Genomic DNA, 13,026 nt, shown 5'->3' with positions numbered 1-13,026 from the left:
GGATGTGTCCTCTCAGGCCGCGGCGGCCGGCACGATGACGGCGAGGGTCTGGCCCAGCGTCACGGCCTGGCCTTCGGCGCAGCGCAGTTCGGCGAGCACGCCGTCGGTCGGCGCGCGAATGGTGATTTCCATCTTCATTGATTCGACGACCAGCAGCGGATCGCCGGCGCTGACCGGGCGGCCGGCCTCGGCCGCCAGCTTCCAGATGCTGCCCGGCACCGGGCTGGGTACGGCCTCGCCGCCCGGCGGCAGCGCGGCCTCCGCCGCCTCGGCGACGTCGGGCGGCTCCGACGGGTCGGTGGCGTGGCCCGCTTCCTCCCAGCGCGTCCGCTCCGCCTCGAAGGCGGCCTGCCGGCGCTGCGTGAAGGCGGTGATTTCCGCGTCGTGGTCCTCCAGGAACCCGCGGTGGTCGCGCAGGCGGAACACCTCCTCGGTGATCCGCAGCTCCGCTCGACCGAGCAGGAAATCGGCGCGGAACCGCAGCAGCTCCTCATGGCTGACCGGGTGGAAGCGCAGCTGGTCGAAATGGCGCAGCAGCCAGGGCTGTTCGAACTCCCGCGTCGTCCGGTACGGGTTCCACATCTGGCAGGTGCGGCCGACGAACTGATAGCCGCCCGGCCCCTCCATGCCGTAGACGCAGAGATAGGCACCGCCGATGCCGACTGCGTTCTCCGGCGTCCAGGTGCGCGCCGGGTTGTACTTGGTGGTGACCAGGCGGTGGCGAGGGTCGACCGGGGTTGCCACCGGCGCGCCGAGATAGACGTCGCCGAGGCCGAGCACCAGGTAGCTGGCGCCGAACACGATCTCGCGCACCGCCTCGATATCGTCCAGCCCGTTGATCCGGCGGATGAACTCGATGTTGCTCGGGCACCAGGGCGCGTCCGGCCGCACCGACTGCATGTATTTGGCGATGGCGAGCTGCGTGGCCTCGTCGTCCCAGGACAGCGGCAGATGGACGATGCGGGTCGGCACCTCCAGCTCCTCGACATCCGGCAGCGTCGCCTCCGCCTCGCGCAGCAGGTCTAGCAGCCGGCGCAGCGGCAGGACCCGGCTGTCGTAATGGATCTGCAGCGAGCGGATGCCGGGCGTCAGGTCGAGGATGCCCGGTGGGGCCAGCTGTCGCAGCCGGCCCTGCAGCGCATGGACCCGGAAGCGCAGGGCCAGGTCGAGCACCGCCGGCCCGTATTCGACCAGCAGATATTTGTCGCCGGCCCGGCGATAGACCACCGCCTCATGCCCGGGCGCCCCCGGCAGGCGCAGCAGCACCGCGTCGTCCGGGCCGGCGTCGGCCTCGAAGTCCGCGGCGGGAAAGGCTGGGGCGGGCGCCAGATCGGTGATCATGGCCTCCTGCGCCGCTTCCAGCGCCGCGGCCTCGGCCGGGGTGAAGCGCCGGAAGCGCACGGTGTCGCCGGGACGCAGCTGGCCGATCTTCCACAGCTCGGCGGCGACGATCGTCGCCGGGCAGACGAAGCCGCCCAGGCTCGGTCCGTCGGGGCCGAGGATCACCGGCATGTCGCCGGTGAAGTCGACCGCGCCGATGGCATAGGCGTTGTCGTGGATGTTGGACGGATGCAGCCCGGCCTCGCCGCCGTCCGGCCGGGCCCATTCCGGCTTCGGGCCGATCAGCCGGACACCGGTGCGGCTGGAGTTGTAATGCACCTGCCAATCTGCGGTGAAGAAGGCGGCGATGTCGGCCTCGGTGAAGAAGTCCGGCGCCCCATGCGGGCCGTAGAGGACGCCGATCTCCCAGCGATGCACATAAGCGGGCATCAGCTCCGCCGGCAGCGGCCGCGCCGGCCCGGCCTCGGCGGTGCCGAGATGCAGGATGTCGCCAACCAGCAGGGCACGGCCGCCATGGCCGCCGAATTTCCCCAGGGTGAAGGTGGACCGGCTGCCGAGATACTCCGGCACGTCCAGGCCGCCGCGCAGCAGCAGATAAGCCCGGCAGCCGGCGCCGGCGGCGGCGCCGATCCGCAGCACGGAGCCTGCGGGAACCTCGACCGGGCTCCAGAACGGCACCGGCGCGCCGTCCAGCTCGGCCGGCATGGCGGCGCCGGCGAGGCAGATCACCGCCGCGGCGTTAAACTTGAGGGTCGGGCCGGAGACGGTGATCTCCAGCCCTGCCGCATCGTCCGGGTTGCCCAGCACGGTGTTGCCAAGCCGGAAGGCCAGCGGGTCCATCGGGCCCGAGGGCGGCACGCCGATCTCCCAATAGCCGACCCGGCCGGGATGGTCCTGCACCGTGGTCAGCGTGCCCGGCGCCAGCACTTCGACCGTCCGCGCGGCATAGGCGAAGCCTTCGAGCGCGCGGGTGGTCATGCCGCCGGCGGCGAAGGCCGGGTCCGCCGCCAGCTGGCGGAGATAGCCGAGATTGGTCTCGATCCCGGCCAGCCGGCAGCGCGCCAGGGCGTCGCGCAGCCGCTCCAGCGTCTCGGCCCGGTCGGCGCCGCGCACGATCAGCTTGGCGACCAGCGGGTCGTAGAAGGGCGTCACCTCGCTGCCGCGCTCGACCCAGGTCTCGACCCGGACACCCTCCGGGAACGCCACCTCGGTCAGCAGGCCGGAGGAGGGGCGGAAGGCCCGGCCCGGATCCTCGGCATAGAGCCGCACCTGGATCGCTGCGCCGCGGGCGACGTGGCCGGCCAGGGGCAGGGCCCCGCCCGCGGCCTGGCGCACCATCCATTCGACCAGGTCGATGCCGGTCACCTCCTCGGTGACGCCGTGCTCGACCTGCAGCCGGGTGTTGACCTCGAGGAAATAGGCCTCCTCCGCCACGGTGTCGTAGACGAACTCGACCGTGCCGGCCGAGCGGTACTCGACCGCCCGACCGAGCCGCTCTGCCGCCTCGAACAGCTGCCGGCGCAGGGCGTCGGAGATGCCGGGGGCCGGCGTCTCCTCGATGATCTTCTGGTTGCGCCGCTGGGCCGAGCAGTCGCGCTCGCCCAGCGCCACCACATGGCCCCGGCCGTCGCCGAAGATCTGCACCTCGATGTGGCGGGCGCTCTCGACGAACTTCTCGAGATAGATCCCGGCTTCCTTGAAGTTGTTGCGGGACAGCCGGTGGACCGCCTCGAACATGCCCTCCAGCGCGGCCGGATCGCGGCAGAGCTGCATGCCGATGCCGCCGCCGCCCGCCGTGCTCTTGATCATCACCGGATAGCCGATGCGCGCCGCCTCTTCGGCGGCATGCATCGCGTCCCGCAGCAGGCTGCTGCCGGGCGACAGCGGCACGCCAGCTTCTTCGGCCAGCGCCCGCGCACGGTGCTTCAGCCCGAAGGCGCGCATCTGCTCTGCCGTCGGGCCGATGAAGGCGATCCCCGCCGCCTCGCAGGCCTCGGCGAAATCCGGGTTCTCCGACAGGAAGCCGTAGCCGGGATGGATCGCCTCAGCGCCGGTGGCGTGGGCGGCGTCCAGGATCCGGCCGATGTCGAGATAGCTCGACGCCGGGGCCGCGGGGCCGATGCACACCGCCTCGCCCGCCGCGGCGACATGCAGCGACGGGGCGTCGGCCTCGGAATGGACGGCGACCGAGGCGATGCCCATCCGGTCGAGCGTGCGGATGATGCGGCAGGCGATCTCGCCGCGATTGGCGACCAGCACCTTGCCGAACGGGGGGCGCTGCATCAGGCCGCGTCCCAGATCAGCACTTCGATCGGGGTCGGGTTGTAGGCGTTGCACGGGTTGTTCAGCTGCGGGCAGTTGGAGATCAGGACGATGACGTCCATCTCGGCCCGCATCTCGACGTATTTCCCCGGCCCGCTGACGCCGTCGGCGAAGGTCAGCCCGCCCTCCGGCGTCACCGGGACATTCATGAAGAAGTTGATGTTGTGGGTGATGTCGCGCTTGGTCAGGCCGAACTGGTCGTTCTCGGTCACCGCCAGCAGGTAGCTGTCGCGGCAGGCGTGCATGCACTTCTTGTCGTGGGCGTAGCGCACCGTGTTCGATTCCGGCGAGCAGGCGCCGCCCAGCGTGTCGTGCCGCCCGACCGTGTCGGCGACGATCTCCAGCATCGGGTTGCCGTCGGTCGAGATCAGCTTCGTGCCGACGCCGAGATAGACGTTGCGCTGCTCGCGGATGGTATCGACGGCGCTGTAGCGCTCCGCCGGGTCGTCGGCGCTGTAGAACAGCGTATCGGCCGCCTGGTTGCCCTCCAGGTCGACGATGCGGAAGACCTGGCCGCGGCGCACCGGATGCATCCAGTAGGCGCCGGCGGGCACGGTCTCGCGATGGGCGGCGCGATCGGGGCTGAGGGGGCTTTCCTTGATCATCCGTCGCCTCAGCCGCAGAGATGGTGGAAATGGTTGTTGGCGAAGCCGCGCCCGTTCTCGGGGCGGGAGGTCAGGCAGGAATCGTCCGTCGCCACCGGATCGGCCTTGCCGAAGCGCAGCAGCACCGGCTTGCGCGGATAGTCGTTGGCCGGGTTCAGCGGGTGCGGGCAGGTGTGCAGCAGCACCAGCGTGTCCATCTCGAAGCGCAGCATGACATGGGCGCCGGGCTCGGCCGCGCCGGCATCGAAGACCAGGCCGCCATCCGCCTCGGTCCGCACCCGGCTGAACCAGTTGACGTTGGCGGCCAGGTCCCGACGCCCGAGGCCGTATTTCGCGCCCTCGACCAGGAAGCTGTCGCGGCCGTTCTGGGTCCAGTCGTTGCGGTGCTCCTGGTAGGTCTTCACGCCCCAGCGCGCCGCCACCATCGCCCGGGTCGTGTTGCCGCAGACGGTGTCGTGCCAGCCGGAGGAGTCCTCGACGATCGAGCAGAACACCCGCCCCATGTCGGAGTAGAGGCAATGCCCCGCGGTCAGCCGGAAGGTGTGCTGGCCCTTCAGCGTGTCGGGCGCGTTGTAGCGCTCCAGCAGGTTGGCCGGGTTGTAGAACAGCATGCCGACATTGGCGCCGCCCTCGATGTCCGCCAGGCGCAGCAGCGTGCCCCGCCCGACGGTGAAGGACCAGTGCTTGCCGCCCGGGATCTCCTCCTCGTGCAGCACGTCGCGGATGCTCATGGGTGCTCTCCGTCCTCGAACTCGTTCACCGCCTTGCGCTTGAACGGGTTCTCCTTGTGGATCGGGAAGGTGATCGTCATCTGCCCGGTCTTGATCTTGCGGCGCAGATGCTTGGCGGCATCGACGCTGAAGCCGGCCAGATGGTCGCCGGCAACGATGCGGTTGTAGCGCGCCGGGTTCTCCGCCGAGACGAATTGCGGCAGCGGCTCGACCACCGTGTGGTAGTCGACGGCGAAGAACAGCGGCAGCGAGAAGCGCTCCCTGCCGGTGTTGACCACGCGGTGCTGCGTCGCCTTGAACAGGCCGTTGGTCCAGCCCTCCAGCATGTCGCCGACATTGACGATGAAGGTGCCGGGGATCGGCGGCGCCTCGACCCATTCATCGGCGGCGTTCATCACCTGCAGGCCCGGCGCCTGCTGGTTCAGGATGGTGAAGCACTCGAAATCCGAATGGGCGCCGATGCCGAGATTGGTGTTGTTCATCGGCAGGTCGTTCGGCGGGTAGTGCAGCAGGCGCAGCTGCGACGGCGCCTTGCGCGTGCGCTCGGCGAAGAAGCCGTCCGGCAGGCTCAGCCGCGTCTCGAAGGCCCGGAACAGCCGCTCGCCGACCTCGGTGACCCTGGCGTAGTAGTCGAGGATCCCGTCGCGGAACTCCGGGATCCAGTCCGGCCACTGGTTCGGCACCAGCATGACGTTGCCGGCCCGGAAATCGGGGTCGTCCTCGGCGATCTCGATCGACAGATCGAAGGCGGCGTGCAGGCGCGGCTTGAGGTTGTAGTCACGCTCGGGCGGGCGCTCGACCAGGGGGTAGTGCTCGGGATCGCCGTCATCGTCCTCGGTCGAGATCGGGATCCAGCCGCGCGTCCCCGGCGAGCGGCTGACATGGACGCGCTGCTTCTGCCCCGCCGGCCCGTGATGGAAGGCACGGGACAGGGCGTAGGTCTGCTCGATCAGCGCCTCGGGCACGCCATGGTTGCGGATGTAGAAGAAGCCGACCGTCTCGCAGGCCTGGCCGATCTCGTCGATCGTCCGGCGTCTGGACTCCTCGTCCGCGCCGGCCAGCGGGCCGATGTCGATGACGGGAATGGCCTTGAAGGGCAGGAGGCGTGCGCCCATCGCGCCGCCGGACGTCTCAATCTCCTTGTCCACGGTGGATATCCTCTCTCGCCGACCGCGTCCTCCGCGGCCGCGCTTCCGCTCCGAGCGGACGCGCTCACGATGCCATCGTTCCTGGGGATGGCCGGGACCCGCCGGTGTCGAAGCAAGGCTCGTGCCAGTATGCAATCCGCAGAATTCTGCTGCCTCGGCATACAACGCGACGAGTGGAGTTCATTTTGTGATCAGCTTTTTCCCAGGATTGCTGCGAGTTTGGGCAGATCCATTGCCATCAAGATTGCATGCAATCCTGCGTTGGCGTCCGGGACTTTGGCTGATGCTCTGCCTTCCGACGCCGGCGGAACCAAACGTCTGAACATTGGCCCGGGATTTGCTTGACGAATGGGAAACAGGGAGCGGCGCTGCCCCGGCGACCGCACAAGGCAACGGAGAGGTCGATGAGTGAACAGCACGATCGTGGACCCGCCGGCACGTCGCTGATCGAGACCCGAACCGGGGAGGGGCGGGCCGTCTATCGGCCGAACCGCCGGAGCCTGCTGCGGGATGGCGGGCTTCTCCTCGCGGCGGCCGGCATCGGCATGCCGTTCCTGCGGCCGTCCTGGGGGGCGGAGCGCTCGCTCAAGGTCTCGACCTATGGCGGCTATTTCGAGGAGAGCTTCAACAAATTCGTCTACCCGGCCTTCACCAAGGCCACCGGCATCGCCGTCAATTCGGTGAGCCAGCCCTCGGGCGTGCAGTTCCTGATCCAGCTGGCCGAGGCCAACCGCGCCGGCCTGCCGCCGATGGACCTCTGCACCACGGCGCAGAGCGAGCGGGTGCGCGGCGACCGCAACAAGATGTGGAAAGGCTTCGACACCGCGCGCATCGCGAACCTTTCGAACCTGCCGGATTTCTACGTCGGCAAGAGCGACAGCGGCGTCTACGGCGTCGGCGCGATGGCCTGGTACATGACCTTGATCATCAACCCGGAGGAGTTGCCCACCCCGCCGGACAGCTGGAAGGCGTTCTGGGATGCATCGCACCCGAATGCCTGGGGGGTGAGCTCCGGCGGCAGCAGCTATCTGTTCGAGATCACCGCCAAGACCTGGTTCGGCGGCACCGAGATCCTGTCGACCAAGGACGGCATCCTGCAGGTCATCGCCAAGATGGCCGAGCTGAAGCCCCAGGTGAAGCTGTGGTGGGAATCGGAAGGCACCATGCAGACCGCCTTCGAGAACGGCGAGGTGATCGGCGGCACCTATTTCCACGACGTGGCCGGCGTGATGGCGAAGGCCGGGACCCCGGTGAAGTCGATCTTCCCGCAGGAAGGCGGCGTCATCGATTTCGGGTCCTGGTGCCAGCCCTCGGCCTCGACCAAGGCCGAGGAGGCCTGCGAGTTCATCAACTTCATGTGCTCGCCCGAGGCGCAGGGGCTGATGGCCCGCAATGTCGGTTGCGCGCCGATCATCACCCGCGACAAGACCGACCTGACCGATGCGGAGTTCGCCGCGGTGTCGAGCGAGGTGCCGCCGATCGTGCCGGCGATCGAGACCCGGCTGACGCATCTCGACTTCATGACGGCGGAGTTCACCAGGATGCTGACCGCCAGCTGACCTCGGAGGACCCGCCATGCTCGGCTTAGAGCTTCGCGAGGTCAGCAAGACCTTCGGCGGCATGCGCGCCGTCGACCGCGTCTCCCTCGCGCTCCCCCAGGGCCAGTTCACCTGCTTCCTCGGGCCGTCCGGCTGCGGCAAGACGACCCTGATGCGCATCGTCGCCGGCCTCGAGCGGCCCAATGCCGGCACCGTCCTGCTCAACGGCAAGGACATCACCGACCAGCCGGCGCACCGGCGGCAGTTCGGCATGATCTTCCAGTCGCTGGCGCTGTTCCCCCATCTCTCGGTGGAGGAGAACATCGCCTACAGCATGCGCCTGCGCGGCTTCGACCGGCGGCAGCGCACCAGCCGCGTCGCCGAGCTGCTGGAGCTGATCCAGCTGCCGGACATCGGCAAGCGGAACATCGGGCAGCTCTCCGGCGGCCAGAGGCAACGGGTGGCGATCGCCCGCGCCCTGGCGCAGGAGCCGAGCGTGTTCCTGCTCGACGAGCCGCTGTCGGCGCTCGACGCCAAGCTGCGCGAGGAGATGCAAGTCGAGCTGCGGCTGCTGCAGCAGCGGCTCAAGATCACCACCATCCTGGTCACCCATGACCAGCGCGAGGCCATGACCATGGCCGACCGGATCGTGGTGATGGCCAAGGGCCGGGTGCAGCAGGTCGGCGCGCCGCTGGAGATCTACCGCAACCCGGCGAACCGCTTCGTCGCCGACTTCATCGGCCTCAGCAACCTGCTGGACGCCGAGATGGCGGCGCCGGACATGGTCAGCTTCGCCAACCGGCCGATCCGGGTGACGCCGCCGCGGGAGGCGCCGGTGGCGGGGGCGCGGGTGACGCTGTCGATCCGGCCCGAGGACATCCGGATCGCGTCGGGCGTCGACGAAGACGATGGCAATAGCCTGCCGGCACGGGTCACCTTCGTGCGCGACGTCGGGGCGAATATCGAGGCCAGGCTGGATTGCGCCGGCCGCTCCATCGTCGCGGTCACCGCGCCGCGGGACTGGGTCGGCGCCGGACCCAGCGACCAGGTCCGCATCACCCTGCCGCCCGAAGCCTGCAGGATCCTGACGGAATGACCGATTTGGCCGAGAGGATGACGCTCCTCCGCGCGCGGCCCCGCCTGCCGTCCGGCCGGCTGGTCGCGCTCCTCGCCTGGCCGACGCTCGCAATCGTCGGCCTCAGCGCCTTTCCGCTGTTCCTGCTGCTGCAGGTCAGCACCGCCCATCGCGAGCCCGGTGCGCTCTGGTCGCCGGGCTTCGAGTGGACCCAGTACGGGCAGGTGTTCGACGCCACCTTCCTGCGCATGCTGGGCTATTCCGCCGTGCTGGCGACGGTGGTCTCGGTCACGGTCGCGGCGATCGGCCTGCCGCTGACCTATCTGATCACACGGATGCGGCGGCGCTCGCAGATGGTGTGGCTGGTCGGGCTGCTGACCACCCTGTCGCTGTCGGAGGTGCTGATCTCCTTCGCCTGGCAGGTCATGCTCGCCCGCCGCATCGGCCTGTCCGACCTGCTGGCGGTCGTCGGCCTGCTGTCCGAGGCGCAGTCGCTCTACCCCAGCGCCGGCGCCATGCTGGCCTGCCTGGTCTATCTGACGCTGCCCTTCTCGGTGCTGCTGCTGTACCCGTCGCTGTCGCGGATCGACCGCGACCTGCTGGAGGCGGCGCGGACCATGGGGGCGTCGCCGCCGCACGGCTTCTTCACCATCATCCTGCCGCTGATGCGCCGGCCGCTGGTGTCCTCGCTGGTCGTGGTCTTCATCTTCACCGTCGGCTCCTATGTGACGCCGCTGGTGCTGGGCAAGCCCGAGCAGTGGACCGTCGGCGTCCTGATCAGCAACACCGTGCTCGGCGCCGGCAATGTGCCGCTCGGCGCGGCCCAGGCGGTGATCTTCCTCGGCCTCACCCTGCTGCTGACCGGTGCGACCGCGCTGCTCGGCCGCCGGAAGGGGGACAAGCCATGATACGAAACCTGTTGCAGTTGCCGCGCCAAGCCTTCCTGGCCGTGATCGCGGTGTTCATGGCGGCGCCGCTGGTGGTGGTCGCCGGCGTGTCGCTGAACGCCACCCGGCGCATGTCCTTCCCGCCCGAACGCTTCGGTTGGAACTGGTACGAGGCCTTCTTCAGCAGCCCGGCCTGGCTGTCGTCGCTGCAATGGTCGCTGCTGATCGCCGCGGCGGCGGCCCTGGTCTCCACCAGCATCGCCGTTCCGGTCGCCTATGGGATCTGGCGCTTCAACTCGCGCTTCTCGAAGCTGCTCTCCGGCATCGGCGCCCTGGCCTTCATGCTGCCGCCGGTGGTGCTCGCTGTGGTGTTCATGATCTTCTGGGGCTTCATCGGCCATGTCGGCCGGGTCGAGAACACGGTGCTGAGCCATGCCGTGGTCCTGCTGGCGCTGCCGCTCGTCACCGTCTCGCTCGGCTTCCAGAGCATCGACCGCAGCCTGATCGAGGTGGCGGCGACGATGGGCGCCACCGACAACCACGTGTTCCGCACCGTGATCGCGCCGATCGTGATGCCCTATGTGCTGTGCGGTGCGCTGTTCGTCTTCGTGCTCAGCATCAACGAGTACATCATCGCCTACATGGTCGCCGGCTTCGCGGTGGAGACGCTGCCGATCAAGGTGTTCAATAGTATGCGGCTCGGCTTCGAGCCGACCATGTGCGTCGGCGCGGTGCTGTTCATGCTGCTCGGCGCCGGCACCTTCTGCCTGATCGCGCGGTTCGGCGACCTGCCGAAGCTGCTCGGCGCGGCCAGCCCGCGGGACTGAGGCGATGGTCCCAGACTGGCTCCTCGGCGTCTGGCGCCGCCGCCTGATCGCCTTCCCCGACGGGTGCGAGGACCGGACCACCACGGTGCTCTGGCTGCAGACGCGCTCCACCTTCGCCGACATCCGGCTGCCGCGGGAGAGCCTGGTGTTGCAGAAGCTGCCGCGGTCGGCGTTGCCGGCGGAGGCGCTGCTGGTCCTGGCGCGGCAGGACGGCTTCGCCGGGCACACCACGCTGGACGGCGATCTCTGCACCTGGCACCGGTGGATCAGCTACCGTCCGCCCGGCCCGACCGCCGATGCCGGCCGGCTGCGCCTGGAGGCCGGGCTGCTGATCGAGGAGGGGGTGCACGCCGTCTATCGCGAGGATTGGGAGCGGCTGGACGACGGCACCGAGGGCGCCATGGCCTTCGCCAGCATCGGCGGCCCGTCGCGGCTGCTGGTGCGCGTCGGCAGCCATTTCATCCGCATCGAAGCGCTGGACTCGGTGTCCTACGAGCCGGGCTGCGCGATCGACTACGGCCGGGTCGCGGCGACGGGAGAGTGGCGGATCGCCCTGTCCACCGAGCCGGATCGCGCGGGTGGCGCCCTCGGGCTGCAGCCGGACGGAGAAGACGTGGTCGAGAGCGGCACCGGCCTGCGCTGGACGCCGCTCTGATCCCACATGGTCAGGCGGCCTGTCGCAGGGCGAGGGCGTCGATGATCTCGGCCGCGGAGCGGCGGGCGCCGGACTGCAGGTACTCCATCGCCCGCAGGGCGGCGTCATGGGCCGCGATGCTGGAGCCGGCGACGCAGTCCTCGACCACGCGGCAGAAATAGTCGCCCTGGTGGCCGTCGACGAAGGTGTAGTGGACGCAGACATCGGTGAAGCCGCCGACCAGGATCAGCGTCTCGGCCTTCAGCGCCTTCAGCAGGATCTCGAGATCGGTGCCGTAGAAGGCCGAATAGCGCCGCTTCGGCACGGTGTAGTCGGTCGGCAGGATGCCCATCTCCTCGACCGCGAGCGGCGTGGACGGGTCGCCGTCCAGGCAGTGGATGCCCTCGCTGCCGTCGAGCTCGCGGCCGTAGTCGATGCGGTCGCTGCGATGGATCTCCTGGATGAAGACGACCGGCACGCCGGCGGCGCGGGCAGCGTCGATGACCGTGCGGGCGCGGCGGCAGCGCAGCTCGGAATCGGGCATGTGCTCGAGCATCGACTCCGGCCGCCTCGGCATGAAGCTGCCCTTCTGGATATCGACGACCAGCAGCACCGGCCTGCCGACGATCATGTCCCTGGGCGTCTTCGCCATCTGTTCCTCCTGTCGATGCCGTGCCAGCATCGCCGGCGCGCGCCGGCGGACAAATGACGTATGCGGCAACATCGCTTTCGGCCGCGCGCAAGTGACGGGGCTACGCGTCCGGGCTCGATGCGCGTGACGTCCAGGCGTCGAGCTGGGCCAGGAAGGCGGCGAGGACCGGCGAGCCGGGGCCGCGGCGGGTGACCAGCTCGACATCCGAATGGAAGGCGAAGTCGTCTTCCAGCAGCCGGATGAAGCGCGCCCGCGGCGCCATCGCCTCGGCGTAATGGTCGGGCAGATAGCCGATGAAGCAGTCGGTGCCGATCAGGATCGCGGCCGCCTCCATGTGATCGACCAGGGCGGTCCGGCGGAAGGCGGGGCCGGTCCGCAGCCGGCCGATCTCGCTGACCGCGGTATAGCCGACGAAGTCGCATTCCGACAGATGCTCGACCCGGATCGCGTCGCCGTGGTGGCGGACCAGCGGATGCCCGGCGCTGCAGTAGAGATGGCTGGTCTCGCGATAGAGAAGACGGTGGACCAGTTGCCGGATGCGGCGCCGGCCGACGATCAGGCCGGCATCGAGGCTGCCGTCGATGACCGCCTGCTCGATCAGGTTCGAGGTCCTGACCGTCAGGTTGATCTGGATTTCGGGATGCCGCGTCTTGAACGTCTTCAGCAGAGTGGGGATCCGAAACGCCTCGTCGGTGATGAGGGTGTCGACGATGCCGATGGCGATCGCCCCGCACAGCTCGGCACGCAGGGAGCGGATGCCGAGCTCGAAGCGCTCCAGATCGGCCAGCAGCTGCAGGCTCGCGGCCTGGACCTGCTGGCCGTCCTTGGTCAGGGCGAAGCCGGACCGGCCGCGACGGCAGAGGCGAAGGCCGAGCCTGACCTCCAGGTCCCTGATCGCCCGGCTGATCGCCGGAAGGCCCATCTGCAGCTCGGATTCAGCGGTCGAGAAGCCGCCGCGCTCGGCGACCGTGCAGAAGATCCTCAGCAGCCGGAGGTCCCCGTCGCCGATCCTGGCCGAAAACCCTCGGTGAGCGTTACCCATGCCCATCGTTCCCAAAACATCCAGATCGAGCAAAGCCCACCGGTCCAACTCAACTCGTGCTGACCGGCTCGACTGCCAACAAGCAAGATTGATGCCGGGAACCCGCGGGGCCGATGACCGAGTATGCGGAGACGTTATGAAGGGCCTCGGCTCAGCTTGCTTGAGCTTCGGAGTACTTGCGATTGATCACGCAACCAATCTGGGAACAGGCCTCTCCATCAGCT

11 protein-coding genes are annotated in these 13,026 nt (G+C 69.1%); 5 read left to right on the top strand and 6 right to left on the bottom strand.

The features are described 5' to 3' along the window. Window positions 1-12: 12 nt before the first annotated feature. Genes uca through FFK22_RS31020 form a run of 4 tightly spaced genes read right to left on the bottom strand, consistent with a single transcriptional unit; the run spans window position 13 to window position 6,147 of the window. On the bottom strand, window positions 13-3,624 hold the full coding sequence (gene uca / locus FFK22_RS31035) for an urea carboxylase (protein ID WP_138891377.1): 3,612 nt from the start codon (window positions 3,622-3,624) through the stop codon (window positions 13-15). Beyond that, entirely contained in the window at window positions 3,624-4,268 is a 645-nt protein-coding gene (locus FFK22_RS31030; RefSeq protein ID WP_138891378.1) for an urea amidolyase associated protein UAAP2, read from the bottom strand. Before FFK22_RS31030 ends, uca begins: the two co-directional genes overlap by 1 nt. An 8-nt stretch (window positions 4,269-4,276) precedes the next feature. Next, window positions 4,277-4,999 carry an urea amidolyase associated protein UAAP1 gene (locus FFK22_RS31025; RefSeq protein ID WP_138891379.1) on the bottom strand — a complete coding sequence of 241 codons (723 nt, stop codon included), beginning with the start codon at window positions 4,997-4,999 and terminating at the stop codon, window positions 4,277-4,279. Beyond that, on the bottom strand, window positions 4,996-6,147 hold the full coding sequence (locus FFK22_RS31020) for an isopenicillin N synthase family oxygenase (protein ID WP_138891380.1): 1,152 nt from the start codon (window positions 6,145-6,147) through the stop codon (window positions 4,996-4,998). The genes FFK22_RS31025 and FFK22_RS31020 overlap by 4 nt, the downstream gene beginning before the upstream one ends. Before the next feature lie 404 nt (window positions 6,148-6,551). On the opposite strand from FFK22_RS31020, the gene FFK22_RS31015 reads away from it, so the two are divergent. The 5 genes from FFK22_RS31015 to FFK22_RS30995 are packed head-to-tail and all read left to right on the top strand — an operon-like array spanning window position 6,552 to window position 11,129. Beyond that, window positions 6,552-7,706 (top strand): PotD/PotF family extracellular solute-binding protein, encoded by a 1,155-nt coding sequence (locus tag FFK22_RS31015; RefSeq protein WP_138891381.1) that lies wholly within the window; start codon window positions 6,552-6,554, stop codon window positions 7,704-7,706. 16 nt (window positions 7,707-7,722) lie between these two features. Beyond that, window positions 7,723-8,781, top strand: coding sequence for an ABC transporter ATP-binding protein (locus tag FFK22_RS31010; protein WP_138891382.1), 1,059 nt, complete (start codon window positions 7,723-7,725; stop codon window positions 8,779-8,781). Then, entirely contained in the window at window positions 8,778-9,668 is an 891-nt protein-coding gene (locus tag FFK22_RS31005) for an ABC transporter permease (RefSeq protein ID WP_138891383.1), read from the top strand. Before FFK22_RS31010 ends, FFK22_RS31005 begins: the two co-directional genes overlap by 4 nt. Continuing rightward, window positions 9,665-10,474, top strand: coding sequence for an ABC transporter permease (locus tag FFK22_RS31000; RefSeq protein ID WP_138891384.1), 810 nt, complete (start codon window positions 9,665-9,667; stop codon window positions 10,472-10,474). The genes FFK22_RS31005 and FFK22_RS31000 overlap by 4 nt, the downstream gene beginning before the upstream one ends. Before the next feature lie 4 nt (window positions 10,475-10,478). Further along, window positions 10,479-11,129 carry a hypothetical protein gene (locus tag FFK22_RS30995; protein WP_138891385.1) on the top strand — a complete coding sequence of 217 codons (651 nt, stop codon included), beginning with the start codon at window positions 10,479-10,481 and terminating at the stop codon, window positions 11,127-11,129. Window positions 11,130-11,139: 10 nt separating this feature from the next. Here the strand turns inward: FFK22_RS30995 and FFK22_RS30990 are convergent, their stop codons facing one another. Further along, the gene (locus tag FFK22_RS30990; RefSeq protein WP_221938986.1) at window positions 11,140-11,760 is read right to left on the bottom strand and encodes a cysteine hydrolase family protein; all 621 of its coding nucleotides are present in this window, start codon (window positions 11,758-11,760) and stop codon (window positions 11,140-11,142) included. A 100-nt stretch (window positions 11,761-11,860) separates the two neighbouring features. Beyond that, a complete protein-coding gene (locus FFK22_RS30985; RefSeq protein WP_186002740.1) occupies window positions 11,861-12,802 on the bottom strand; it encodes a LysR family transcriptional regulator in 942 nt (313 codons plus the stop codon). Window positions 12,803-13,026: the final 224 nt, after the last annotated feature.

This window comes from Mycobacterium sp. KBS0706, from assembly GCF_005938675.2.
Taxonomy (GTDB): domain Bacteria; phylum Pseudomonadota; class Alphaproteobacteria; order DSM-16000; family Inquilinaceae; genus Inquilinus.
Note: the sequence above shows the minus strand (reverse complement) of the source record. Positions and strands in the feature narration are given on the sequence as shown.